At 66.2% G+C, this 25172-nt stretch carries 26 protein-coding genes, 1 tRNA gene and 1 pseudogene; 15 read left to right on the top strand and 13 right to left on the bottom strand.

Annotated elements, in window-relative coordinates; translation table 11 throughout:
- Nucleotides 1-56: 56 nt before the first annotated feature.
- The gene (locus tag BSG17_RS04715) at nucleotides 57-551 is read left to right on the top strand and encodes a metal-dependent hydrolase (RefSeq protein ID WP_089821535.1); all 495 of its coding nucleotides are present in this window, start codon (nucleotides 57-59) and stop codon (nucleotides 549-551) included.
- A gap of 9 nt (nucleotides 552-560) precedes the next feature.
- Here BSG17_RS04715 and BSG17_RS04710 read toward each other — a convergent pair whose 3' ends face one another.
- A complete protein-coding gene (locus BSG17_RS04710; RefSeq protein ID WP_089821995.1) occupies nucleotides 561-1295 on the bottom strand; it encodes a PHP-associated domain-containing protein in 735 nt (244 codons plus the stop codon).
- A 129-nt stretch (nucleotides 1296-1424) separates the two neighbouring features.
- Between BSG17_RS04710 and BSG17_RS04705 the strand changes: the two genes are divergently transcribed.
- Together BSG17_RS04705 and BSG17_RS04700 are read left to right on the top strand one after the other, a co-directional pair.
- Nucleotides 1425-1727 (top strand): DUF7565 family protein, encoded by a 303-nt coding sequence (locus BSG17_RS04705; protein ID WP_089821533.1) that lies wholly within the window; start codon nucleotides 1425-1427, stop codon nucleotides 1725-1727.
- Nucleotides 1728-1851: 124 nt separating this feature from the next.
- Entirely contained in the window at nucleotides 1852-2115 is a 264-nt protein-coding gene (locus BSG17_RS04700; RefSeq protein ID WP_139246548.1) for a hypothetical protein, read from the top strand.
- Between the two features lie 88 nt (nucleotides 2116-2203).
- On the opposite strand, the gene BSG17_RS04695 is transcribed toward BSG17_RS04700, so the two are convergent.
- From BSG17_RS04695 to BSG17_RS04675, 5 genes are all read right to left on the bottom strand, one after another.
- Complete coding sequence (locus BSG17_RS04695; protein ID WP_089821530.1) at nucleotides 2204-2641, bottom strand: transcription elongation factor Spt5; 438 nt, start codon at nucleotides 2639-2641, stop codon at nucleotides 2204-2206.
- A gap of 4 nt (nucleotides 2642-2645) precedes the next feature.
- Nucleotides 2646-2822, bottom strand: coding sequence for a protein translocase SEC61 complex subunit gamma (locus tag BSG17_RS04690; protein WP_089821528.1), 177 nt, complete (start codon nucleotides 2820-2822; stop codon nucleotides 2646-2648).
- Between the two features lie 148 nt (nucleotides 2823-2970).
- Nucleotides 2971-4125 carry a cell division protein FtsZ gene (gene ftsZ / locus BSG17_RS04685; RefSeq protein ID WP_089821526.1) on the bottom strand — a complete coding sequence of 385 codons (1155 nt, stop codon included), beginning with the start codon at nucleotides 4123-4125 and terminating at the stop codon, nucleotides 2971-2973.
- Between the two features lie 175 nt (nucleotides 4126-4300).
- Complete coding sequence (locus BSG17_RS04680; protein WP_089821524.1) at nucleotides 4301-5653, bottom strand: D-aminoacyl-tRNA deacylase; 1353 nt, start codon at nucleotides 5651-5653, stop codon at nucleotides 4301-4303.
- A gap of 95 nt (nucleotides 5654-5748) precedes the next feature.
- The gene (locus BSG17_RS04675; protein ID WP_089821522.1) at nucleotides 5749-7086 is read right to left on the bottom strand and encodes a sodium:calcium antiporter; all 1338 of its coding nucleotides are present in this window, start codon (nucleotides 7084-7086) and stop codon (nucleotides 5749-5751) included.
- 216 nt (nucleotides 7087-7302) lie between these two features.
- On the opposite strand from BSG17_RS04675, the pseudogene BSG17_RS04670 reads away from it, so the two are divergent.
- From BSG17_RS04670 to BSG17_RS04645, 6 genes and pseudogenes are all read left to right on the top strand, one after another.
- Nucleotides 7303-8583, top strand: a pseudogene (locus BSG17_RS04670) (RNA-guided endonuclease TnpB family protein).
- 99 nt (nucleotides 8584-8682) lie between these two features.
- Nucleotides 8683-9519 (top strand): shikimate dehydrogenase, encoded by an 837-nt coding sequence (locus BSG17_RS04665; protein WP_089821520.1) that lies wholly within the window; start codon nucleotides 8683-8685, stop codon nucleotides 9517-9519.
- Nucleotides 9520-9564: 45 nt separating this feature from the next.
- Nucleotides 9565-10575 carry a helix-hairpin-helix domain-containing protein gene (locus BSG17_RS04660; protein ID WP_089821518.1) on the top strand — a complete coding sequence of 337 codons (1011 nt, stop codon included), beginning with the start codon at nucleotides 9565-9567 and terminating at the stop codon, nucleotides 10573-10575.
- 83 nt (nucleotides 10576-10658) lie between these two features.
- On the top strand, nucleotides 10659-12212 hold the full coding sequence (pabB, locus tag BSG17_RS04655; RefSeq protein ID WP_089821516.1) for an aminodeoxychorismate synthase, component I: 1554 nt from the start codon (nucleotides 10659-10661) through the stop codon (nucleotides 12210-12212).
- Nucleotides 12209-12796 carry an anthranilate synthase component II gene (locus tag BSG17_RS04650; RefSeq protein WP_089821514.1) on the top strand — a complete coding sequence of 196 codons (588 nt, stop codon included), beginning with the start codon at nucleotides 12209-12211 and terminating at the stop codon, nucleotides 12794-12796. Before pabB ends, BSG17_RS04650 begins: the two co-directional genes overlap by 4 nt.
- 77 nt (nucleotides 12797-12873) lie before the next feature.
- The gene (locus tag BSG17_RS04645; protein WP_089821512.1) at nucleotides 12874-13731 is read left to right on the top strand and encodes an aminotransferase class IV; all 858 of its coding nucleotides are present in this window, start codon (nucleotides 12874-12876) and stop codon (nucleotides 13729-13731) included.
- 11 nt (nucleotides 13732-13742) lie between these two features.
- On the opposite strand, the gene BSG17_RS04640 is transcribed toward BSG17_RS04645, so the two are convergent.
- On the bottom strand, nucleotides 13743-14255 hold the full coding sequence (locus BSG17_RS04640) for a universal stress protein (protein WP_089821510.1): 513 nt from the start codon (nucleotides 14253-14255) through the stop codon (nucleotides 13743-13745).
- Between the two features lie 136 nt (nucleotides 14256-14391).
- On the opposite strand from BSG17_RS04640, the gene BSG17_RS04635 reads away from it, so the two are divergent.
- Entirely contained in the window at nucleotides 14392-14817 is a 426-nt protein-coding gene (locus BSG17_RS04635; protein WP_089821508.1) for a Rieske (2Fe-2S) protein, read from the top strand.
- A 9-nt stretch (nucleotides 14818-14826) separates the two neighbouring features.
- On the opposite strand, the gene BSG17_RS26750 is transcribed toward BSG17_RS04635, so the two are convergent.
- From BSG17_RS26750 to BSG17_RS04620, 4 genes are all read right to left on the bottom strand, one after another.
- A complete protein-coding gene (locus tag BSG17_RS26750; RefSeq protein WP_170864706.1) occupies nucleotides 14827-14991 on the bottom strand; it encodes a hypothetical protein in 165 nt (54 codons plus the stop codon).
- Nucleotides 14992-15279: 288 nt separating this feature from the next.
- Nucleotides 15280-15354 (bottom strand) — tRNA-Met (locus BSG17_RS04630).
- 80 nt (nucleotides 15355-15434) lie between these two features.
- Entirely contained in the window at nucleotides 15435-15881 is a 447-nt protein-coding gene (locus BSG17_RS04625; RefSeq protein ID WP_089821506.1) for a GtrA family protein, read from the bottom strand.
- Nucleotides 15874-16659, bottom strand: coding sequence for a glycosyltransferase (locus BSG17_RS04620; protein WP_089821504.1), 786 nt, complete (start codon nucleotides 16657-16659; stop codon nucleotides 15874-15876). Before BSG17_RS04620 ends, BSG17_RS04625 begins: the two co-directional genes overlap by 8 nt.
- 119 nt (nucleotides 16660-16778) lie before the next feature.
- Here BSG17_RS04620 and BSG17_RS04615 point away from each other — a divergent pair, with 119 nt between their 5' ends.
- The 5 genes from BSG17_RS04615 (at nucleotide 16779) to BSG17_RS04595 (ending at nucleotide 22848) form a co-directional block, all read left to right on the top strand.
- Complete coding sequence (locus tag BSG17_RS04615) at nucleotides 16779-19148, top strand: DUF2298 domain-containing protein (RefSeq protein WP_089821502.1); 2370 nt, start codon at nucleotides 16779-16781, stop codon at nucleotides 19146-19148.
- 125 nt (nucleotides 19149-19273) lie between these two features.
- A complete protein-coding gene (locus BSG17_RS04610; protein WP_089821500.1) occupies nucleotides 19274-20713 on the top strand; it encodes a cytochrome ubiquinol oxidase subunit I in 1440 nt (479 codons plus the stop codon).
- Nucleotides 20706-21707: a cytochrome d ubiquinol oxidase subunit II gene (cydB, locus tag BSG17_RS04605; RefSeq protein ID WP_089821498.1), complete on the top strand. Its 1002-nt coding sequence runs from the start codon at nucleotides 20706-20708 to the stop codon at nucleotides 21705-21707. Before BSG17_RS04610 ends, cydB begins: the two co-directional genes overlap by 8 nt.
- 2 nt (nucleotides 21708-21709) lie before the next feature.
- A complete protein-coding gene (locus BSG17_RS27735; protein WP_089821496.1) occupies nucleotides 21710-22021 on the top strand; it encodes a hypothetical protein in 312 nt (103 codons plus the stop codon).
- Between the two features lie 71 nt (nucleotides 22022-22092).
- Entirely contained in the window at nucleotides 22093-22848 is a 756-nt protein-coding gene (locus BSG17_RS04595) for a helix-turn-helix domain-containing protein (RefSeq protein WP_089821494.1), read from the top strand.
- Between the two features lie 15 nt (nucleotides 22849-22863).
- Here the strand turns inward: BSG17_RS04595 and BSG17_RS04590 are convergent, their stop codons facing one another.
- Both BSG17_RS04590 and BSG17_RS04585 read right to left on the bottom strand, forming a co-directional pair.
- Nucleotides 22864-24609, bottom strand: a complete 1746-nt coding sequence (locus tag BSG17_RS04590) for a cbb3-type cytochrome c oxidase subunit I (protein WP_394327949.1) — start codon at nucleotides 24607-24609, stop codon at nucleotides 22864-22866.
- A 147-nt stretch (nucleotides 24610-24756) separates the two neighbouring features.
- Entirely contained in the window at nucleotides 24757-25023 is a 267-nt protein-coding gene (locus tag BSG17_RS04585) for an HAH_0734 family protein (RefSeq protein WP_089821492.1), read from the bottom strand.
- Nucleotides 25024-25172 lie beyond the last annotated feature (149 nt).

Below are 25172 nucleotides of genomic sequence, written 5' to 3'. Positions count from 1 at the left end.
CCGACGCCTACCGTCTTGGAAACGTTTGTATCGCCGGCCGCGGCATCTCTCCGTAGATGAACAAGAAAGGGCACGTGCTGAACGCCGTTCTCCTGAGCATCGGCCTCGGCTACGTCCTCGAACCCTCCGGTGACGTCGAGACGTTCGTCAAGATCGCACAGATCTCGGTCCCGGTCGTCCTCGGTGCGCTCTTCCCGGACGTCGACACCGCCTTCGGCCGCCACCGGAAGACGCTGCACAACCTCGCCGTCCTCGGGATCGTCGCCGCCTACCCGCTCGTCTTCGACAACCTCCACTTCGTCTGGATCGGCGTCCTGACGCACTACGTCCTCGACATGGTCGGGAGCAAACGCGGCATCGCACTGTTCTACCCGTGGGACGAGGAGTTCGCGCTCCCCGTCGGCGTCGCCACCCACTCGAAGTACGCCGACCTCGTGACGGTACTCATCACTGGCTTCGAAGTTGCGGCGTTCGCGGCGGTCCACTTCTACGTCGTCTCCCTAGACATCGACGTCGCCGCGTTGGCGGCGGCGTTCGGCGTCGGTCTCTGAGCGGGTGGTTCAGTAGACGCTCACGTCGTCGAAGCGTCCGTCGTAGGCGACCTGTCGCGGATGCGTCGGCTCCATCCCCGACAGCAGGAGGCGGTCGAACTTCCCCCACGAGTTCTCGAAGCCGAGGTGAGAGAACTCGACCAGACTGCGCACGCGATGCGAGAGACCGGGACGGTGGAGCACGCGTCGGGAGATCCCATCTCTGAGCGCGTCGACGAGATCGGACTCGTCGTCGACGACGGTGTCGAACTGCGTCCACGCTTCGCCGACGGTCCCTCGAAGGTGAGCGTACGACGACCCGAAGTTCGGGACGTCGAGCGCGGCCGCGATCCGCTGTCCGCGACGGTTCTGGTACGGTCGACACTTCGCGTTGTAGGTCTCGACTGCGTCGATGACCGTCCGGTTCTTCGCGACGTCCTCGTGGCCCATACTGACGTTCATCAGCTCCGGGTGGGGGACGACGACGGCCGCGTCCTGTCGGCCGAACTCGCGGAGTGCGCCGTCGAGCGTGATGAAGTCCGGGACGGGGTCAGTGAGGCCGACGGCGAGCAGATGCCGTCGGTTCCGCCATGACCCGGTGAACACCTCGCGGGCCGGGACGACGAGCAACTCGTCGTCGGAGAAACGTGCCGCAGTCGCTCGAATCTCCGGCAGTCGCACGAAGTGGGGGGCGTAGACGAGAACGTCTAGTCCACGTCGCTTCGCTCGGCGGACTACGCGCTCGTCGAGTGTCTTTACGTGCATGTCGACCCGCGTCGCGTCGGCCTCGGTCACACTGGTGTGTCGACGGACCGGACAATTAGTGATTGCTATCCGCGAGTCGCCACCCCCGGAGTAAAAACGGGTTTGTCCTCACGGTGTAACCGACGCCACATGTCCCTCTGGAGGTGCGGAATCGGTGACTGTGGTGCGAGGTTCCGAGACGTCGAAGCGGTCGTCGTCCACCAGACGAACGAGCACGAGCGCCACGAGTGTCGGGTGTGTGGGACGGTCGTCCCCGAGGGCTACTTCGCGATCCGTCACGCGTTCGACGAACACACTCGCGCGGAGTACGTCCGGGCCTACGACGCGGACTCCTCGGTCGTCCGCGAACGCGAAGCGGTCAAAGACGCCGTCGAATCGACCGTCGATCTCCAGTCCGTCGTCGACCGACTGGACCTAGAGCGCCCCGTCTGACCGCAGTCCGACGATCCGGCCCCCGTCTCCCCCGTTCGCCATCTTCTAGCCGTCTTGGTATGATAAGATTACCGAGGGGTACGTTTACAATGGTGCCGCCTCAACCGTCTGTTGAGGTGATGACATGAAAGGGGACGCTAGCTTTCGACCCGTGCAGTCGGCTCGGGAGACGTCGTGGAATCGTCTTGCGAGTTTACTCAGCGCCCGCAACCTCCTCGGTGTCTCGACGGCCGTCGCGGTGCTCCTCGTTCTCACGACGGGCGACCGGTCGGTGGTCTACCCGGTGTTCGGGGCCGCCTGTCTCCTCTGGGGACTGAAGACCGTAGTGACGGCGTCGCTCACATCGAACGCGCGAATCGAGATGGAGCCGTCGAAGCCGGACGAGTAGTCCGGCAGCGGACCGTCTTGGAGAGAAGACATCCACCGAGCGGCGGGACTCTCACGAGCGGCGAGAGGGCGGAGAAAAGAGGGGGGCGTTATCGCTCTTCGCTGTCGAGGACGCGGATCTGGTCGCCGCGCACCGTCACCGGGATCGGAACGGTGGCCTCGTACAGTTCGACCGTCACCTGGTCTTTCCCCTCGTCGATGCGCTGGACCCGCGCCTTCTCGCCTTTGAACGGGCCGGCGATGAGCTCGACGATGTCCCCCTCCGCGATCCCCTCCACGTCGGGCGTCGGCGACAGGAAGTGTTCGACTTCCGCCATCGACGACGTGCCGGGGACGATGCTGCGGGCGTGGGGGATCTCCTCGAGCAGTCGTTCGAGGACGGCCGTCCCGTCGGATTCGACCATCACGTAGCTCGTGAGTTGGTCGGGGGCGAGCACGGCGTGGATCTCGGGTTCCTCCTTGCTCGCCAGCATGTCGGCGACCGTCCGCTCCTGGCTCGCGGTGGTCTTGACGGCGAAGATAGGCATCTGTTCAGACGCCTCCCGGCGGGACGAAGCTCATGACCGCGAAGATGAGAAAGCCGAGCAGTCCGACGAGGAAGATACCGACACCGGCGATCAGGGCGATCTGAGAGAACTCGTCCCACGAGGGCGTACTGGCGAGCTTCAACACTCGCACGTAGCTCGTGAGGTCGTATTTAACGTCCATAGTTACCCTCTCTTAGCACGTCCCACCATTTCTATCTATTGAATGCGAAGCGCGGTACGCGAACCGGAGTCGGGACGACGTCGACTGGGCCACTGGGCGGAGACGAGAGTCGAAAAGGAAGCGTCGCAGTGCGACGATGCGTTCGAGTTCAGTCGATGAAGTCGATGTCCTCGCCGCGCCCGTCCGTCTGTGCCTGGACGGTCTCGTTGCGGCCGTAGATCTGCGGCGACTCGACGCCCGTGACGACGATCATCGTCCGCATCTCGCCCTCCAGTTCCTCGTCGACGGAGGTCCCCCAGATGATGCGTGCGTCGGGGTCGATGCGGTCGTAGATCTCCTCGACGACGCCCTCGGCCTCTTCGATGCTCATGTCGGAGCCGCCGGTGACGTTGACGAGCGCGGAGTTCGCACTGGAGATGTCGACGTCGAGCAGCGGCGAGCGGAGCGCGGACTTCACGGAGTCTTGGGCCTTCGACTCGGAGTCGGACTCGCCGAGCCCGATCATCGCGACGCCGCCTTTCTCCATCACGGTCCGGACGTCGGCGAAGTCGAGGTTGACCAGCCCGGGTTTCGTGATGAGTTCGGTGATCCCCTTCACCGAGCGCATCAGCACCTCGTCGGAGACCTTGAACGCCTGACGGACGGGGAGTTTGCCGACCGCGTCCAAGAGACGGTCGTTCGGGACGACGATGACGGTGTCGGCGACGTCACGGAGGCGTTCGAGTCCGGCCTCGGCGTTCGTCCGGCGAACCTCACCTTCAGCAGTAAAGGGCGTCGTGACGATGGCGATAGTGAGCGCACCCGACTCGCGGGCGGCTTTGGCGACGACGGGGGCGGACCCCGTCCCCGTCCCGCCGCCGAGACCGGCGGTGACGAACACCATGTCGGAGCCCTCGATCGAGTCGTGGATCTCCTCTTGGCTCTCGATGGCGGCCTCCTCGCCGACCTGCGGCAGCGACCCGGCCCCCCGACCCTGGGTCTTCTGCTGACCCATCAGGATCTTCGTGTCGGCCTCGATGTTGACGAGATGCTGGACGTCGGTGTTGGCCGCGACCAGTTTCGCGCCGTGGATACCCTCCTCGGCCATCCGATTGACCGTGTTCCCGCCCGCGCCGCCACAGCCGACGACGGTGATGTTGGTCTGCAGGTCCTGCAGGATGTCCTGCAGTTCGTCGTCGGTCATCTTCCCCGTCCGCCCCGGTTGGGTGTCGACGGTCGTCTCGGACGACCCGCCCCCGTTCTGAGCCGGCCCATCTTCTGTCTCCTCGGCCTCACTGATCGCGTCCTCGACGAGAGAATCCATATTTATGCGCAGGGTTTGTCGAGGCACCCTAATTATCTTTCTCCCTCTCGTCAGACGGATGTATGACGATCGTTTCCGGTTGCAATCCTATGAAGATAGCTGGTGAGATATCTAGACAGGTGTCCAGACAACCGTCTTCGGTGGACGAGAGAGCCTCGGAGACAGTGGAACGCGCTCAGACGGGGAACCGGTGGATGCGTTCGGTCCGGACCGACTCGGGCGGGACGCGGTCGCCGCCGACTTCGACCGGTTCGCCGGCGGCGAGTTTGCCGAAGGCGGGACCCTCGGGCACGCCGAGCGTCGCGGCCTTCCCGGGGTCGAAGGCGGTCTCGTGGGCGACGACGACGTCGCCGTCGCGTTCGACGCGGTCGTACTTCTCGGCGAGCAGATCGGCGAGCGACGCGACCAGTGAGTCGTAGGCGTCTCGGTCGCGGACGGCCGCCCGACCCGAAGCGCGAGCGCCGTTCTGGTCGGTCTCGAACGCGACGGTGTGGGTCTCGACGGCCTCGCGGGTCGCGTCGGCGTCGACGCCCTGCGCTTCCTGCAACAGTTCGCTCGGCAGGTCGACGACGGTGAATTCTGCAGTCTCGAAGCTCTCCGCTCCGAACCGGAGACCGTCGTCGACCGTCGACAGCGCCGCCTCCAGTTCCGAGACGAGTGCCAGCGGTCTGTCGTCGACCTCCCGGACCCACGTCTCGCTGACGACGCGGTAGCCGAGATCGTCAACGACCCGTCTCAGTTCCGGTTTCTCGCCGTCGATGACGGCGAACTCGGCGGCGCTCCGCTCGAACACCCGCGCGACGACGTCGCGACCCGCCTCGACGTCGCCGAGTTCGGCCAGCTGCCAGTCGGCGGCGATGTGGCCGACGCCCCACGCCGTCTCGCGGACGAGTCGGGTCGGCCGGGGGACGTAGTGGCCGCCGCCGAAGCCGACGAGGTGGCGCTGTCCGTCGTCGACGTCCGCCTCGACGCCCTCGACGGCGAGGATGGCGCGGGCGACGGCGCGGGCACCCTCGGGGTCCTCCCACTCGGACTCGCCGCTGCCCAACTCGACGAACATCGAGGGGACGTCCAGTTCGCTCGGGCCGTGGTGGGTACACTCGATACCGACGTCGTAACGGTCGGGCGCGGACTCCTCGAACGCCGCGACGACGGCCTTCTGCGCGCCCGGACAGGCGCGAGCGAGCGACCCGTCTGTCCCACCGTACTTCGCTTCGCCGAAGTTGCCGGTGAAGTGAGCGGTCAGGAGCGGCCCGGTGTCGCCGGAGTGTCGCGAGGCGAAAAAGAGCAGGTCGGGGTCGTCGAACGCCGCGTCGACGCCGTCGAGTTCGACGTGGATGCGCTCGAACGTCCGTAGTTCGAACGCCGGCGCGCCGGACCCGTCGTCGCCGGTGCGGTAGACTGCGCCGCCGCCGTCGGCGTCGGGACGACTGCCGTCTCGGTGTTCGGTCCAGTCGACGAGTTCGAGCAGTCGCTCGCCGATGTGTTCCGATGCGAAGTCGGCGTGGCTGACGACGATAGCGATCACGTCCGACAGTAGGTGCGCCGAGCCGCTAAAACGAGTCGATGTCGGTCGCTGCCTCGTCACGCCGGAGAAGTACGTCACCCGCACGTTACCCGCGCTCAGTCGTCGCTCTGTTCGGCCTCCGGCGTCCCGGTACGGGCCTGCCGGATCGTCGCAGCCGTCAGCCGCGTCACCTCCCGGACGTCGTCGAGTCGGGTGAGGAACATCGCGAGGCCGAGAACGAGGTAGACGGCGGTGTAGGCGATCAGTATCTGGTACGTGTCGAACGCCGGCATCGTCCGAATGAAGTAGAACTCGACGAGCACCTGCGAGGCGAACAGCACGAGGATGGCGATCGACTCGCGGACGCTGATGCGGAAGTTGATGAGCACCGCGAGCGCGAAGAAGCTCTGTGCGGCGGTGATCCAGATCTCGCCCGCCTGCTTCTGGTCGAACGGGAGGACGCCGTAGCGTCCGAGCGCGATGCTGTAGACGACGACGAGCGTCCCGATGAGCAGCGTCCACTGGTTGAGCTTCGAGGAGATGAGCGCGTTGAACGCCGCCGTCGAACGCGCCTTGTTGACGAGGTAGGCGACGACGATGAGTTCCGGACTTTCGCTCGCCAGTGGGGCGATCCACTGGATCATGAAGAACGGCGGGATACCGATGCCCTTGCCCAGCTCTTCGAGTCCGTGAGCGAACGGCTCGACGGCGGTGAAGATGAGGAAGCCGGAGAACGCAAAGAGCGTCAGCACGGTCGCGATCCGGGGAACCTTCGAGAACTGCTGGAGGTAGCCGGGGACGCCGACGTGCGCCTCCGTCTCGTCGACGTCGCCGCGGATGATGATGGCGATGTAGGTGACGTAGATGCCGACGAGCACCAGCATGTCCACCCCGTCGATACCGTTGCCGAGCGGGACGAGAAAGGCGTAGAGCGTCGCGGCGGCGAGAAACAGGATCTCGGTCGCGATGCTGCGGTCGAGTTTCACCGCGTCGGCGAGGAAGCCGGGGTTCTTCTCGACGGCCATGTCGTTGGTCGTCTGTGCGCGCCAGATGGAGAACAGGGCGATTCCCGACCAGCCGAGACCGATGAGGATGCGGTTCGCACCGGTCATGTTGGCGACCGCGAGGTTCGCGGCCTCCCGACCAGCGGGTGTCCCGTGCTGTGCGCCCGCCTGCCAGGCGAACAGCGCGTCGACCGCGTACTCGGGGGCGACGGCGAGCACCGCCAACACGGCGAGCGCGAACGCCCGCGGGACGTCCTTCTCGGCCGTCTCGGCCCCCCACGCGAGCAGGAACGACGCACCGAGCACCGCCAGTCCGCTGACGCCGACGACGGCGAGCGTGCTGGTCGACGGCGCGTGGTGCATCCCGGTGGCGTAGAACACCAGCCACGGGAGGGTCAAGATGGCCGCTCCAGCCAACGCCGAGAGCGGATGTCGAAGCACGGAACTCATAGCCATGTCGACTCAAGCGAGACAGGTATCTTTTCCGCTTCGAGCGGTCGATATCGGCCGACAAAGTCATCTTTTTTCAAGCAGGAACCCCGCCCCAAGGGGCGGGGGAGGAATGCGACACTTGGCTGTCTGTCCAACTTCGATACCGTCGGTGTCGGGCGATTCTGCGCCCGTAATGTCAATAGTTTTAACTTGCGTAGGTTTGTTGGTATTGGTGTGACCGCTACTGCCACCAAGACGTTGCAGGCCACGCTCGCGCCCCCGACGGCGCACAAAGAGCGTCGGCTTCAACGGACTGTGGCGACCTATCGTCGCGCTCTCTCCGAGTCGTTCGAGAGTGGCGCTGACACGCAGACAGCGGTCAACGACGTTGTGACGCCGTACACGCTCACGTCCTACGCCAAAGACGCGCTCAAGAACTACGTCCCGAAACTCCGAGACACGTACAACGTCTCGGAATTGGACGAAAACCACCCCGTTCGGTTCACGAACCGTGGGTGGAATCTCGACCATTCGGAGGAACGCCGACATGAGTTCTGCTGGCGCGTTCCGCAGGCAGGGCGTGGCAATGCGTTCTGGATTCCGCTTCGTATCAACCCCGTTCAGAGAGAGTTGTAGGACGACCTGCTCAACGGTGACGTGACAGTTGGAGAGTTCCGCCTTCAGGAACACCGAACAACATGGGAACTTCACGTCACCGTCGAATACGAAGTTGCTGAACCAGACGAGCCGACGCTTGTCGGATTCGATATTGGGGAATCCAAACTCCTGACGGGCTGTGCCCTGACGGACGGGACTCCCACCCAACCGTACATCTACGACGGTGGACGGGCGCGACACCTCCGCAAAGAGATGTTCACGACCCTCCGCCGTCTGCAAGAACGCGATGCTGGCTGGCGGGTAGACGAGCGATTCGACCACTATCAGAACGCACTCACGGATATTGTCGAAAAGGCACCTCGACAGGCCGTTGAGTACGCACAACAGTTCGAGGACCCCGTAATCGTTCTCGAAGACCTGTCGTACATCCGTGAGCATCTGGACTACAGAAAGTGGATGAATCGCCGTCTTCACAACCGGGCGTTCGCACGTCTCACAGGTCGAATCGAGGACAAAGCCCGTGAGGAGGGCGTTCCTGTTCGATACGTGAATCCCGCCTACACGAGTCAGACCTGCCACGAGTGCAGTCACATCGGCGCTCGTGGGTCGCAGGCGACGTTCCGATGTACGAACGATGACTGTTGGGTGACGGGGTACCAAGCGGATATTAACGCGAGTGTGAACATCGCACGTCGCGTCAACCCGTGGGGAGAGAGCGTTCGTTGGAAACCCGAACGCAATGACTCGCCACGGGACGGGAGTGCTTGTGACAGCACCACAGGACACCGCGAGCAGAGTCGGCAATCCCGACAGACGACGCTTGGGGACTTCAGTTCTGAAACCTCCTCGAACGACGAGGCTACCCTTGTAGGAAGCCCCGCGCTTAAGGGCGGGTGAGGATGTCACTATCCCGGTAGGGTCGTGAGACGACAGCAGCCCGGGACGTCGCGTGCGGGAGACGGGCCGTTTATACTCGCCGCCCTCCTGCACCGCGGTATGCAGGTCTTCGGTCTCGTCGGCAACCCCGTCGGGCACTCGCTGTCGCCGCCGATGCACGAGGCGGCCTACGAGTCGCTCGGGATGGACGCCCGCTACGTCACCTTCGAACCGACCCACGAGTCGCTGGCTGAGGCGATCCGTGGCGCGGACGCGCTCGGTATTGCCGGGTTGAACGTCACTATCCCGTTCAAACAGGACCTCCTCGAGCAGGGGCTCGTCGACCCCGACCCGCTGGCCGCCCGCATCGGTGCGGTCAACACGGTCGACTTCTCCGGCGACGGCGACACCCCCGACGGGTACAACACGGACGCCGCGGGCGCACGTCGCGCGCTCGAACGACACGACGTCTCCCTCGACGGTGCGGACGCCGTCGTCGTCGGCGCGGGTGGCGCGGGCCGGGCCATCGCGTTCGCGCTCGCCGAGGCGGGTGCGGCAGTCCACGTCGCAAACCGGACGGAGGCGACCGCCGACGAACTGGCGGCGGCCGTCGCTGACTCGACGGGCGTCGCCGCCGACGCGGTGACCGCGGGTGGTCTCGACTCGTTGGCCCCCACCGTCCCCGGTGCCGACGTGCTCGTCAACGCCACGAGCGTCGGGATGGAGTCGGAGGAGACGCCGGTGCCCGCAGAGCTTCTCCACGCCGACCTCGCCGTCATGGACGCGGTGTACAGTCCGCTGGAGACCCGCCTCCTCGAAGACGCGCGGCGGGCGGGTGCGACCACCGTCGACGGGGCGTGGATGCTGTTGTATCAGGGGGTCGAGGCGTTCGAGCGGTGGACCGGCCGGGAGGCACCGGTCGAAGAGATGAACACGGCGCTTCGGTCGCGGCTCTGAGCCTGTCGTTGGCCTTTAAATACCGGGCACTCTTACTGTCGCCCAATGTCACTACTCGACAAGCTGAAGTCGGTGCTCGGGATGGGCGGGTCGTCCTCGGAGCGAGAGCGTCGAGATTCCAGCGTTACGGTCGAACGCGACACGCGAGCGGACCGGGCGGACGCCGACGCCGAGAGCGAGGCGGCAGCCAAGGGCACGGAGGAACCGACGCCCGACGAGGCAGCGGAGACAGACGAGGAACCGGTCGCGGAGGAGACGGACGCGACGGCCTCCACCGAGTCGATGGTCGACGAGGCCGCCGAAGACGAGGAAGCCGCCGAACCCGCGGAGGCTGCGGGTCCGGAGTCCGAAGACGTCGAGACGGAGGCCGCGGAGGCGGCCGAGGACGTCGAAGCGGCCGAACCGGGCGACGAGGACGCCGACGTGGAGGGAGAACCGGCCGTCGAAGACACGGACGCGACGGCCTCGACCGGGTCGATGGTCGACGAAGACGCCGAAGACGAGGAAGCGGCCGAACCCTCCGAGGCCGCGGGTCCGGAGTCCGAGGAGCGAGAGGTGTCGACCGACGCCGAGGCCGAGAGCGACGCAGCGGCGACCGAAGGCGAAGCGAACGAAGGGACCGCCGCGGAGGAGACGGACGCGACGGCTTCCACCGAGTCGATGGTCGACGAGGCCGTCGAAGACGAGGAGGCGGCCGAACCCGGTGAAGCGGCCGGGCCGGAGTCCGAGGACGTCACGACCGACGTCGACGAGGTCGAACTCGACGACGCGGAGGAAGACGTCGACATGGAGACGGAGGCGGCCGAGGCACGCGAACCCGAGACCGCCGAGGAGCCGGAGACGGCCGCAGAGGCGGCCGCGGGCGAGGAGGACGACTCGCCTTCCGTCGACACGGTGAAAGGGATCGGTCCGGCCTACGCCGACCGACTCGAGGAGGCAGGGATCCACACGGTCCACGACCTCGCGACCGCCGACGCCGCGGAGCTCGCAGAGAAGATCTCGGTCTCCGAGAAGCGCGTCGGTCGCTGGATCGACCGCGTGAAAGAGGAGCAGTAACCCGGAGACAGCTGTCGAATCGCTCTGTCGTCCCCGTCGGACGTCACGAAACCGTTACTTGGCCCCACCACCACCCCACAGGTATGGCTGTACCCACCGTCGTCACCGACCGGTCGACTTTCCGCGCGCTCGCCGCCGAGACGCCGGTCGGCGGCCGCGTCCCCGTGGAAGTCCGGACGGCGGTGGCCGACCCCTTCGTGGCCTACCGACGGGCACGCGACGGTCCCGGTGGGGTGTATCTCGAGACGACCGGCGGTCGGGACGGATGGGGCTACTTCGCGGTCGACCCGGTCGAACGGCTGCAGGTGAGCGCCGACGCCGTCCTCTCGGACCCCGACGCGCCGGGCCACGACGACTTCGCTCGTCAGTCGCCGTCGCTCGCGGCGCTCGACGGACTGCTCGCCGACGAGACGCTGGTCCGCGGCGACTGCGACGTCCCGTACCCCTGCGGCGCGTTCGGGTGGCTCTCCTACGACGTCGCCCGCGAACTCGAGTCGCTCCCGGACCACACCGTCGACGACCGACTGCTCCCCCGGCTGCAGGTCAGCGTCTACGACTGCGTCGCCGCGTGGCGGGAACCCAGCGACGGCGAGACGACGCTCCGGATCACCTGCTGTCCGCGCATCCCGGACGACGCTGACCGCGACGCACTCGATACCGTCTACGACGACGCGCTCGCCCGGGCGACTGCGCTCGCCGAAGCGGCGACCGAGGGCGATCCGGCGGTCGGTGCCCCGCCAGTCGACGCCGCCGAGGCCGAGTTCGTCAGCGACTGCGGCCGCGAGGCGTACGCCGACCGCGTCCGTCGGGTCAAAGAGTACATCCGCGACGGCGACACGTTCCAGGCGAACGTCGCGCAGCGACTCGTCGCGCCCGCGGCGGTCCACCCGGTCGACGCCTACGCGGCGTTGCGTCGTGTCAACCCCGCGCCGTACTCGGGGCTGGTCGAGTTTTCCGGTCCCGGCTGGGTCGGTGGCGTCGACCTCGTGAGCGCGAGTCCCGAACTCCTGTTGGAGCGCGACGGCGACCGACTCGTCACCGAACCGATCGCCGGGACGCGTCCTCGGGGATCGACACCCGAGGAAGACGACTCTCTCGAAGCCGATCTCCTCGGCGACGAGAAGGAGCGGGCCGAACACGCGATGTTGGTCGACCTCGAACGCAACGACCTCGGGAAGGTCTCGGCGTACGGCAGCGTCGAGGTGACCGACTACCGTCGCGTCGACCGCTACTCGGAGGTGATGCATCTCGTCTCGCTGGTCGAGGGGCGACTCCGCGAGGACGCAACTCTCGCCGACGCCGTCGCCGCGACGTTCCCCGGCGGCACCATCACCGGCGCGCCGAAACCCCGGACGATGGAGATAATCGACGAACTCGAAGCCACGCGCCGTGGACCCTACACCGGAAGTATGGCCGTCTTCGGCTTCGACGGCCGGGCGACGCTCAACATCGTCATCCGGACGCTCGTCCGCTGGCGCGAGGAGTACCACCTCCGGGTCGGCGCGGGCATCGTCCACGACTCCGACCCCGACAGCGAGTACGACGAGACGCTGGCGAAGGGACGCGCGCTCGTCAACGCCATCGACGAGGCGCTCGGCGAGCGCGGCGACCTCCGGGTCGAGGAGGCCGAACGGTGATCCTCGTCGTCGACAACTACGACTCGTTCGCCTACAACCTCGTCCAGTACGTCGGCGAGTTCGCGGACGAGGTGGTCGTCCGCCGCAACGACGCCGTCGACGTCGACGGGATCAGAGAACTGGACCCAGACGGCGTCGTCGTCTCGCCCGGTCCCGGCACGCCCGAAGACGCCGGCGTCTCGATCCCGGTGTTCGCTGAGCTCGAGTATCCGACGCTCGGCGTCTGTCTCGGCCACCAGGCGCTCTGTGCCGCCCTCGGCGCCTCCGTCGGCCACGCCCCGGAGGTCGTCCACGGCAAACCCTCCACCGTCGTCCACGACGGCGAGGGGATCTTCGCGGGGTTGCCGGCGCGGTTCGAGGTGGGTCGCTACCACTCGCTGGCCGTCGAGCGCGACGACCTCCCCGAGCAGTTGGTCGAGACGGCCTGGACCGACGACGAGCGGCGCGTCGTGATGGGCGTCCGCCACCGGACGAAGCCGCACCTCGGTGTCCAGTTCCACCCCGAGAGCATCCTTACGGAGGACGGGAAAGCGATGGTGCGGAACTTCGTCGAGTGGGCGGGGGGACTCGAACCCGACGCGTAGCCGCGAGAGCGCACCGGCCCGGAGAAGGAGACTCGAAAGGGTACACTACTTTGTCGTCCCCCTCGTCGGACGACCCGATGCAGTACCACGTCGACGGCGAACTCCACGACGCCGACGAGGCGACCGTGAACGTCCGCGACCGAGGGTTCCTCTACGGCGACGCCGCCTTCGAGACCCTGCGCGCCTACGGTGGCGACCTGTTCGAGTGGGAGGCTCACGCCCGGCGGTTACGGGAGACCTGCGAGCTCCTCGAACTCGACCACGGACTGACAGAGGACGACCTCCGCAGACGTATCGACGAGACGCTGGCCGCGAACGATCTCAAGGACGCCTACGTCCGACTGTCGGTAACCCGCGGCGTCCAACCCGGCAAACTCACTCCGAGCGAGGACGTCGATCCGACGGTCGTCGTCATCGTCAAGGAACTCCCACGGGGCGGCCGCGGGGGCACCCCTGTCTGGGACGATCCGGCGACGCTCCAGACCGTCCGGACGCAGCGCGTGGCGGATCGGGCGATCCCCGCGAAGGCGAAGACGCACAACTATCTGAACGGCATCCTCGCGCGACTGGAGCTGCGGGCGACGGGTGCCGACGAGGCGCTGATGCTCGACGCCGACGGTCACCTCGCAGAGGGGGCGACGAGCAACCTCTTCTTCGCCGACGGGCAGGCGCTGAAGACGCCGAGTCTCGACGGACCGGTGTTGCCCGGTGTCACGCGCTCCGTCGTCGTCGACCTCGCTCGTTCGGAGGAGATCCCGATCGAGGAGGGGACGTACACGCTCGACGACGTCCGCAACGCCGACGAGGTGTTTCTCACCAACACGACATGGGAGGTTCGCCCGGTCGAGACGGTCGACGGTCTCGACGTCGAGAGCGGGCCGGTGACGAGACTCCTCTCGAAACTGTACGACGAGCGGGTCGAGGAGTTCTACTGACCGGCCCCCGCTCACACCCGTGTGTCGCCGGACTCGGCGGTGACGTCCCCCTCTGTCGCTTCGTCGGCCGTCGACGCTTCCTCGGTCGCCAACGCTTCCTCGGTCGCCGACGCTTCGGCGGGGCCTGTCGCCCCACCCGTGACGGTGACCGGTCGAGACGCATCGAGCGTGACTGACTGGCTGACGCTGCCGAAGAGAAGCGACCCCAGCGGCGACCGTTTGCGCCCGCCGAGAACGACGAGGTCGGCGTCGATGTCGTCTGCGGCGTGGAGGATCTCGCTCGCGGCATCGCCGAAGTGCGACTGAGTTCGGACCGCGATTCCCTGTCCGGTGAGGTACTCGTGTGCCTGACGACCAGCGGCGACCTGCTCGACCGACGTCCGCTCCGCCGTTCCTTCGTCCGGAAAGACGTGTATGAGCGTGACTTCTACGTTCTCGTCGGCGTGCGGTAACGAGGCTGCGAACTCTGCTTGCCGGGTCGAACGCTCTGTGTCGTTGTCGACCGGAAGTAGTACACGGAACATACAGCTAGTTCTCTGGACAGTTTGATAACCATTGTTCATACACGGAGGGACTGTCTGTCCCGTTGATTCGCACCGACAGGGGGTCGTCGGACCGCAAACTACACAGATAAATGTCGTCGTCGATTACCGGCCAGTGATGGATGCAGACCGCCGCATCACGACGGTCGAGGAGGTCCCCGACGAGAGTACGTTTCTCTTCACCGTTCGCGACGTAGAGACCGACGAAGAGCAGGAGGCGATCCTCGTCGAGGCCAACGGTGACGGCGACGTCGCCGCGTGGCTCAACTACTGTCAGCACTTCACGCACATCAAACTCGACAAGGGGTCGGGCGCGCCGATGCGCAACGGCGAAGTCGTCTGTGCGAACCACGGTGCGTACTTCGCGTCGGAGTCGGGGCTGTGTACGTTCGGTCCCTGCGAAGGCGCGTATCTCAACGGCCTCGATCTCACGATCGAGGACGGCGTCGTCTACCTCGCCGACGAGCGGTACGAGTTCGTGACGTCGGGTGCGATGGAGTCCGACCCCGTCGACCTCTCCTCGAAGTCGAACGTGGAGTTCTGAGGCGAGCGGCTACGCGAACTCCTCGTAGTACCGCTCGATGAACGCCGCGAGTTCGTGTTTCGTGTGGTCACCCCGGAGGTGGTCGACGAGCGTCGCCTCCGCGGCGACCGGGTGGTGACAGAGCGGACACTCGACCGGCAGGCGCGTCGCATCTTCCTTTCGCTCCCTAGCCATGTCCTCGTAGAGGCGCTCTGACGACAAAACGGGTGTGTTGCCGGAGGAGAGAAACAGCGAGTGCCGCTACGTCACTACTGCGTCTGACTTGCACGAACTCACAGCTAGCACGTCGAGACTCGGCGTTCGAGTGTGAGTTCGAGAGAAGTACCGAGAGGTAGATTTGAACCTCGGTCACTTCACTTCGTTCCGTTCCCTAGTTCAAATCACCTCGTCGGCTCGCAACGACAGTCACGCAGTCGCTCGGCGATAAAACGCCTCGCTCGGTGGGTGACTGTCGTAGAGAAGTAGCGGGAGGTAGATTTGAACTACCGGTCTCCGGGTTATGAGCCCGGCGGAATCTCCTGGCTATCCCATCCCGCTATCAGTCACAACTCGCGGCTGACTGTTAAGGGTTGTGTTTCCACCGCCGTATGTGAGTTTTCGACTCGTTCGCACGCCGCTCAGTGGTCGGTGACGCGCCACGTGAACAGGCTCTCGGCGACGTAGTTGAAGAACATCGACGCCGCGATGGCGATGGGGAAGGGGATGATCGTCCAGAGGTCGAAGCCGGCAACGACCACCGAGACGTCGACCATCCGCAGCCCGCGGACGATGAGGAACTGGACGACCAGTCCGCCGCTCCTGACGAGGTTCGACTTCAGGAACCGCCGGAGGGCGTTGACCCGTCCGCGAGTGCCGTGGCCGGCGAACGTCCAGTTGTCGTTGATGAGGAACATCACGACGATGGCGACCTCGGCGCCGACGAGCTTCGCGTACTCTGGGAGGACGTCGAAGAACACCGTCAACACCGTGCTCACCGTGAGATCGAACACCGCGCCGACGGCTCCGACGGAGGCGAACTTGCCGAACCGGACCCCCGAGACGAGTTCGTCGACGCCGCTACTCATCGAACGCCTCCGCCGCGAGGCGGTCGACGAGCGACTGCGGGCCGTTGCGGCGCGACTCGAGGAGCGTGTGGAGGTCGTCGTCAGCGAGCAGTTTCGCCCGGTGACGGGCGATCAGGAGGCCGCGACCGAGTCGGAGCGTCGTCCGAACAGGCGAGACAGTCGACCCCGGTTGGTCCTCCCAGACGACCGGCACTTCGGTGATGCGTGCGCCGAGCGCAGCGGCGACGGCGACGAGTTCGATGTCCCACGCGAAGCCGGGTTCGTACAGGTGGTGGCGAACCGCCCGCCACGTCTCGCGGGTCGTCGCCTTCGCGCCGCACTGGTAGTCGTAGAGCTTCGCGTCGAGGAGCTGTCGAGCCAGCCACGCGAAGCCGTCGCCGAGGTAGCGACGGGCGAACGTCTGGTGGGAGGCGACCGTCGCGTCCGGATGTCGGCGGGAGCCGACCGAGAGGTCCGCCTCGCCGTCGAGCACGGGTGCGAGCACGTCGGCGATGGAGTCGGCGGGCGTACTGCCGTCGGCGTCGGCGAAGGCGAGCACGTCGGTGTCGAGCGCCTCGAACCCGGCCGTGATGGCGGTCCCCTTCCCGCGCCGATACCGGACGGCGTTGACCTCCGCGGGGAGGTCGGCGAGCGCTTCGACCACGTCGGCGGTGGCCGCGTCGAGTTCGATCCGGACGACGTCGGGGGAGAGGCGGTCGGTCAGCGCTCGGACGTACTTCCCGAGGAGAGCGACGTCCGGGCGATAAGCGGGGATCACCACCCCGACGGTGCGCGTCATATCCTCGCGTTCCACACACGCGTTAAAAAAGCGTTTGACTCCCGCCCGGGAACGTCCGCGCCGCCTGCGTATCCGAACCCAAAAAGCGTTTACCGCCACCCCGCCGTCAGTTTCGGTAGATGGAACTCGTCCCTCTCGTTCTGTGGCTTCTGCTCTACGCGCTGCTCGCCGGGGCGGGGATGCCGCTCGCCCTCCGCCTGTTCGCGCCGCTTCCGACTCGTGGTGTCGGGTTCGCGCTGCCGGTCGCTCTCGTCGTCCTGACTACCGTCGGCTACTGGGTCGGCCACCTCTCGTTCGGCCTCGTCGCCCCCGTCGCGGGGCTGTTCGTCCTGCTCGCACTCTCCGCGCTGGCCGGGTTCGACCGTCGGGCACTCCGAGAGCGCCGTCTCGAACTCGCCACCGACCTCGAGTTCGACCGGTCGGCCGCCGCCGACAGCGCAGTTGTCTTCCTCGTCGCCTTCGGACTGCTCGTCCTCGTCCGCGCGGCCGACCCGGCGGTGCACGCCGCCGGCGGCGAGAAGTTCCTCGATTTCGGTCTCCTGCAGTCGCTGATGCTGTCGCCGACGCTGCCGCCGGAGGATATGTGGTTCGCGGGCGAACCCGTCCGTTACTACTACGGTGGCCACCTGACGACCGCACTCGTCGCGAAACTCTCCGGCGTCGCCCCCGCGTACGCGTACAATCTTTCGCTCGCCGGCTTCTACGCGATGCTCGTCACCGCCGCGTTCGATCTCGCGGGCGCGATCAGCGTCGGACGCGGCGGTCCACGACGACTCGCCGGACTCCTGTCCGCCTTCTTCGTCGGCTTCGCCAGCAACCTCGTCACGGCTGGTCGGCTGGTACTCCCCGTCCTTCCGAACCCGCTTCGGACGCAGGTGGCGGAGGCCGTCGCCGAGCAGTCGCGCTACTCCGTGAGCGAGTTGCTCGCAGGCGTCTCGTCGTTCAGCTACTGGTCCGCGAGCCGCGTCATCCCGGGAACGATAAACGAGTTCCCGCTGTTCGCGTGGCTCAACGGTGACCTCCACGCCCACATGATGGGGACGGTGTTTCTCCTCCTCGCGGCGGCCATCTGCTACAGCTACTACCGGACTCCGGCGGCGAACCGGCATCGACGCTGGACGCTCGTCTTCGTCGTCCTCCCGATTCTCGGAGGGTTCCAGGTGTACACCGACACGTGGAGCTTTCCCTCGATCTTCGGGCTGCTCTTTCTCACGCTGACGTTCGCACCGACCCACCCGCTCACCGTCGTCTCCGACGACCTCGCGGCGCGGGTCGGCGGGTGGGTCGAGCAGTCGTGGCTCGGAACGGAACTCGTGCGGACGGCGAGTGCGTTCGTCGTCACCGCCAGCGCGGGCGGGTTGGCCGTGCTAGTCAGTCTCCCCTTCCTGCTCTCGGCCGGTGCCAGCCGCGAGGTCACGTTCCTGACGCTAGAGATGCGCAGCGCGCTTGGCCCGCTGTTTCTCGTCCACGGGGCGTTCGTCGTCGCGTTCGCCGTCTACCTCTACGACCGACTCGGCGTCGACAGCCGACTGCTCCTCGTCGTCGCGCTGGCGGCCGTCGGCGTCGTCAGCGTCCTCCAACAGTTCGCCGTCCTGTTCTTGGCGGGGCCGCTCCTCGTCTTCGGCTGGGTCGCCCTCCGAATGGACCGCGACGTCGGCTACGAGACGGTGCTGATCGTCGCCGGAACCGGACTCGTGCTCCTCGTAGAGTTCATCTACGTGAAAGAGCAGGCCGGCCCGGGGCGGATGAACACCGTCTTCAAGACTTACATGCAGGTGTGGGTGCTGTGGGCGACGGCGATGGGTGTGGTACTGACGAGCCTGCTCTCCGGATCGGGACTCGCCGTCGCCGGTCGGACCCCGACGTTCAGACCGCAGACGAGTCGGTCGGTCGGCGTCGTCCTCGTCGTGCTCCTCGTCGCCTCGACGTCGGTGTACGGCGGCCTCGCGCTCGCGGAACACTTCGAGCAGAACTCGGCGTCGACGCTAGACGCGACGGCGTTCGCGACGGAACGACATCCCGCGGAGGCCGAGGCCATCCGGTGGCTCGACGCGCAGGCGACCTCGGAGACGACGATCCTCTCCGCGCCCGCGACGAGCATCTACCCGGACGCGACGAGCGGGTCGTACCCGTACCCGCCCGGGATGTACAACTGGGACTCCAGTCCGGCGGCCAGTCTGACCGGCGTTCCGACGGTCGCCGGCTGGCACCACGAGGTCGGCTACCGTGGTTACGACGCCTACTACGAGCGGGTCCGCGCCGTCGACGCGGCGTACACCGGGTCGACGGCCGATCTCGCGTCCGTCACTACCGAGTACGACGTCGAGTACGTCTGGGTCGGACCGGCTGAGCGCGCTCGCTACGGGGACGCGCTGTCGATCGACGAGATGGAGGGACAGGGCGTCGAGCCGGTTTACCGGACGGACGAGGTGACGGTGTACCGGGTCGACGGCGACCGGTTACGAGACGTCGACTCGAGTGAGCAGTAACGGATAACACTGTCGGCGATTCTCAGTTAGCGCACGCCAACTCCAGGCTTATCTCACTTCGTGCGGACCCCTCTAGTAGAGACGTCCATCCGACGAAGCCACGCCGTCTCCTGTTTCATCGCATCATGGTAGATCCAGTCATCGCCAGTCGGTTGCAGTTCGCGCTCACGACGATTGTGCACATCATCTTCCCGGTGATGAGCATGGGGCTCGCCCCCTTCCTCGTCTACTTCACGTGGAAAGAGATCCGAGGCGGTGCGCCCGTCTACGAACAACTCAGACGGTTCTGGACGAAGATATTCGCCGTCAGTTTCGTCGTCGGCACGGTCACCGGTATCGTCCTCGAGTTCGAGTTCGGGACCAACTTCGCCGCCTTCTCGACGTTCGCTGGTGAACTGTTCGGTGGCCCACTGGCGACCGAGGGGATGATGGCGTTCATGCTCGAGGCGACGTTCCTCGGCGTGTTCGTCTTCGGTCGCGAGCGCGTCTCCGACCGTCTGTACTTCGTCTCGAGTGTCGCCGTCGCCGCCGGGACGTGGCTGTCTGCGGTGTGGATCCTGATCGCGAACTCGTGGATGCAGACGCCGCGCGGGTTCGAACTGGCCCAGAAGAGCGGCCAGACGATCGTCCACCTCACCGACCCGCTGGCGGCGTACGCGAACCCGCGGTTCCCGTACATGTTCGTCCACATGCAGAACGCCGCCGTCGAGTCGGTTGCGCTGTTCATGGCCGGCGTAGCGGCGTACCACGTCTTCCGCCATCACGTCTGGGGCTACCCGGTCGACGAGATCTCGTTTTGGGAGACGACGCTGAAGATTGCGCTCGTCGCCCTCCTCGTCACCGCGCCGCTGCAGGTGATCCACGGCGACCTCTACGCGCGGCACGTCTACGAGACGCAGCCACAGAAGTTCGCCGCGATGGAGGCGGTGTGGGAGACTGACTCGTACGTCCCCGAGTATCTCATCGCGTTCCCGACGAGTCTGGCGGACGTCACTGACCCGCGCGCCAAGGAGCTGTTCGGGTTCGGGATCCCCGGCGGCGCCTCGTGGCTCGCCAGCGGGGGTGACGCCCAGGCGACGATACGGGGGTTGGACACCTTCGAGACGGAGGCTCCACCCGTCGCCATCGTCTTCTGGTCGTTCCGCGCGATGGTCGGGATGGGCTTCTGGTTCATCCTGCTCGCGTTCTGGGGTGGCTACCGCTGGTGGCGCGGCCAGCTGCTCGAGGACGACCTGCTCCACAAGGCGCTCATGGCCTCCTCGTTGCTCGGTATCCTCGCCGTCGAACTCGGCTGGGTGGTGACCGAGGTCGGTCGCCAGCCGTGGGTCGTCCAGGGCGTCCTCCAGACCAGCGAGGGCGTCTCGCCTGGGTTGACCGGCGCGGAGGCGACGGCGACGCTCGTCGGGTTCGCCGTCGTCTACCTCGGACTCCTCTCCCTCTACACCTACGTCGTTGCGCGGATCATCCGCAGCGGGCCGCCCGGCAGCGACGACCTGCGGTCGACACCGACGCCGTCGGACGCGGACCGCGGCAAGCCAGCTAGCGGGGTGGCGGGCGATGACTAGCGTCGAGACGCTGGCGGCCGGACCGCTGTTCGGCCTGCCACTGCCGGCGCTGTGGTTCGCGCTCGTCTTCTTCATCCTCGGGACGTTCCTGTTCCTCGACGGGTTCGACTTCGGGGCCGGCGCGCTGTTCGCCACCCGCGACGACCACGAGGAACGCGAGACGATTCTCACGGCGATCGGTCCGTTCTGGGACGGCAACGAGGTGTGGCTCGTCGTCTTCGGCGGTGCGCTGTTCGCCGCCTTCCCTCCCGTCTACGCGAACCTGTTCAGCCGACATTACCTGCTGATGTTTGCCATCCTCGGCGCGCTGATCCTCCGGGGGCTGGCTCCGGAGATGTACGAGCAGCGTCACGACGAGGAGTGGCAGCGCTGGTGGGGGCGGTCGTTCGTCGTCGGGAGCCTCGCCGCGCCGTTCCTCCTCGGGATGTTCGTGGCCAACTGGCTCACCGGGAGTCCGCGAACGCTCACGCTCCCGGCGTTCACCGTCGGGCTGGCAGTGGTGGCTCTCACCGTCGTCTCGGGAACGGCCTTCCTGCGAGTGAAGACGCGCGGTAAGCTTCGACGCGACCTCCGACGATACGGCGAACTCGCGGTCGTCGGCTACCTGCTCGCCGTCGTCGTCTCGCTCGCGGCGTTTGCGCTCGCCTCGCCCCGGCTCCAGAGCGGTCTGCTCACACTCCCCGTCGTGATGCTCGTCGTCGCGACGGTGGGTCTCGCGGGGGGCTACGTGTGGGCGCTTCGAGCCGGGCAGGACCTGTTGGCGCTCGTCGTGAGCGCGGTGATGACGTACGGACTCGTCGCGGTCGTCGCGCTCCTGCTGTTCCCGCTCGTCGACCCGGCGACCGATCTCTCGGTCGCCGAGGCCATCGTCTCGACGCTCCCGCTCAATCTGATGTCGATCGCGGCCGCCCTGTTGCTGCCGCTTATCCTGACGTACTTCGTGGTGTTGTACAGCGCGTTCAGCGGCCCGGTGCAGGCGACGGACTCGTACTGACGATGCACGAGAGACAACAGAAGACCGACGGGAGGACCGAAGTCGAAGCCGGAGTCGAGGCCGACGACGACACTGCCACCGACGCCGAGACGAACACCGGCGAGGAGCCGAACTCGACCGTCGGCAGTCTCCCGCTCTCGCGCATCCTCGTCACGTGGGTCGAGTTGACCCTCGTGGGGTTCGCGGGGGCGGCGCTGGGAACTGTGGCCTCGGGTCCCCCGCAACTCGTCGTCTTCCTGGCGACGACGCTCCTCTCGGTCGGCGTCCTCTTCTACAACGTCGACCGACTCGTCGACGACCGTCTCGGCGCGTGAACGTCGGACGGTGCGGGTAGACCGTCTACTGCTGCACTGACACCCGAGACCAGCGAACGGACACCGGCGGAATGAGAGCGTTCTTCGTCGGTCGCTCCTACTATCGAACGATGCGAGAGTTCGCGTTCACGCTCCAGTTCGACGCCGGGGAAGACCCTCTCACAGACTGCTTCGCCACCCACGAAGACGCATCCTCGCAGGCGCTGGTCTGTGCCCTCTCGGACGACCGGCTGTGGGGACTCGAGCAGGTGAGCGGTCCCGTAGACGCGCTCGGGGACATCAAGCCGTTACTCCTCGACCCTGCCCGTGGATTCGAGTCGATCAGCGAGACGCCATGCGAGGCGACGTGGTCGCACGACCTCCTCGACGACCGCCGGAACCAGTGTACGGTGTACTCGCTGGTCGAGGGAACCGAGCGGTGCCACACGGTACCCTCGCTGGCGAACCGGTATCTCCCCCTCGGAACGCTGTGTCGCGTCCGGCGGCACGGCCGGTGTCAACACTGGCGAGTGCTCACCAGCAACGAACGACGGGTGGGCCTGCTCTTCGAGACGCTTCACGAGAAACTCCGTGCCGGGGTGACGTTCCGGTTCGACCATCTGATGGACGCGACGTGGGCGGGAGAGATTCTCTTGTCGGCGACGCTCCCCGCCAACCAGCAGGCGGCGTTGGAGTCGGCGATCGAACACGGGTACTACGAGACGCCGCGCGACGTCACCCTCGACGAACTCGCAGCGACGCTCGGTCTGCCCCGGTCGACGCTGTCGTACCGGCTCCGGAAGGCTGAGGCGCGGTTGGCGAAGGAGTACGCCGACAACACCCCGTGAGACCGGTCGCGTGGACTAGCCGTCGGCCGTGTCGGTCGCCTCACCGCCGTCGGTGACGGTCGTCTGCAGTTTGCGGTCGAACCAGTCCCACTCGGCGGTGTAGAGGCCGTCTTCTTTCAGGCTCCACGGGTCACCGTTCTCGACGACCGGCCCTTCGAGCCACGACTGGACCACGTTGAACAGCCAGACGAGTTGAGCGACGGTGATGACGACCGCACCGACCGTCGCGACCTGGTGGAGCGTGAGGAACTGCGGCAGGTAGGTCGCGTAGCGACGCGGCATCCCGCCGTAGCCCAGCAGCAGCATCGCGAAGAACGTAAGGTTGACGCCGATCTGCGAGAGCCAGAAGTGCCACTTACCGAGTTTCCGCTGGTACATCCGTCCCGTAACCAAGGGGAACCAGTAGTAGATGCCAGCGAACACTGCGAACACCGTCCCACCCATGAGGAAGTAGTGGAAGTGGCCGACGACGTAGTAGGTGTCGTGGAGCACGAGGTCGATCGGGATCGACGCGAGGAAGACGCCGGTGACGCCGCCGATGATGAGGTTCGACAGGAAGCCGAGACAGAACAGCATTGGCGTGGTGAGTCGGATGCGACCGTTCCACATCGTCGTGATCCAGTTGAACGTCTTGACGGCGGTCGGGATGGCGATCGCCAGCGACACCGCCATGAACGACGCACGGAGTCGCGGGTCGATGCCAGTCGCGAACATGTGGTGGGCCCAGACGCCGAACGAGAGCACGCCGATGGCGAGCGTCGAGTAGACGACGAACTTGAACCCGAACAGCCGCCGCCCGGAGAACCGCGGGAGGATGAGACTCACGAGTCCCATCGCCGGCAGGACGAGGATGTACACCTCGGGATGGCCCCAGAACCAGAAGATGTGTTGCCAGAGGATCGGGCCGCCGCCGTCGCCCGCGAAGAAGACGGTCCCGAGGTTGCGATCGAGCAGCAGCATCACGATGGCGCTCCCGAGCATCGGGAACGCGAAGAGGACGAGTCCCGACTGGGTCAACACCGTCCACGAGAAGATGTCGAGGTTGGCCCAGCTGACCTCCTCGGCACGCTCGGTGAAGATGGTCGCGATGAAGTTGATCGCGCCCATCGTGACGGAGATCCCCGAGAGATGGAGGCCGAGCAGTAGTAGGTCGACGCCGGCGTTGGCCTGGTTGCCCTGTCCGACGCCGGCCGACAGCGGCGTGTACATCGTCCAGGCGGTCTGTGCCGGGATGAGATCGGGAATCGGGAGGAAGCCAGCGACGACCAGCACTGCCGACGGGGGGAGCAGCCAGAAGGCGATGGCGTTGATCCGCGGGAACGCCATGTCGTCCGCGCCGATGAGAAGCGGGATGAAGTAGTTCGAGAACGCTGCGAGGATCGGCGTCCCGAAGAGGATGAGCATGGCGATGCCGTGGCTCGTCAGCAGCGAGTTGTAGAACGTGTTCGAGACGAGCGTCATTCCAGGGTCGAACAGTTCGACGCGCATCAGCAGGACGGCAGCGCCCGCCCATCCGAAGACGGCGACGGAGTAGACGCCGTAGAGGATGCCGATGTCCTTGTGGTCGACCGTGGTCAGCCAGCGGACGATCCCGTGGGGTTTCTCGGCCGGGGTTCGTGCCTCCTCTCGGTCGACGACTGTGCTACCACCGACGACGGAACGGGCGGGTCGCCAGTTCTCGACACGTGCGAGCCAGAGGACGACACCGAGCAGGAGCGTCCCCATGAGCGCGGTCAGAAGCAGGTTGCTCGTGAGTTCCATTCGTACGCGTACCCATCGACTGTACCGTCGTATGCTACGGCTTGGCGAGCGCCAACTGCGGTGGCGTTCGCCGGGAGTCGTCACTGCTCGAGAGACGTGCTGCCCGGAGACTGACGTCCGAGAAAACGTGGACCGTGGAGAACCGGTTCAGACCGCCATGTCGCCTTTCCCCTTGACGACGTCGAGCGCGTCGGCGTCGATGGTGTCGACGTCGAGCCAGTGGGGGACGTACTCGCGTTTATCGAACGCCTCGCGCTCGTCTTCGGTGCCGATGACGCACCACAGCTGGACCTCTTCGGGTCCGTGGTAGTCGCCCTGCCGCTGGATGGAGAAGCAGATCTGCTCGGTGTCGTCGTAGTTGATGATGGCGTCCTTGCGGATACCGGGGTCCCCGTGCACGATGAGGTGCTTCATGACCGACGGTTGGCACAGTCGCCGCTTAACGGCTTCGGAACGGAGTGTCAGCACCCCCCGTGACCCCCTCGCGACACCGACGGTTCGCCGACGATTCGCCGGCGCACGGCTCTCGGAAACCAAACTCGTTTTAACGTCCGACGTCAAAC

Origin of the sequence: Halogranum amylolyticum, from assembly GCF_900110465.1 — an archaeon.
Taxonomy (GTDB): domain Archaea; phylum Halobacteriota; class Halobacteria; order Halobacteriales; family Haloferacaceae; genus Halogranum; species Halogranum amylolyticum.
The sequence above is the reverse complement of the archived record's forward strand: the minus strand, read 5'-3'. Positions and strand labels throughout refer to the sequence as shown.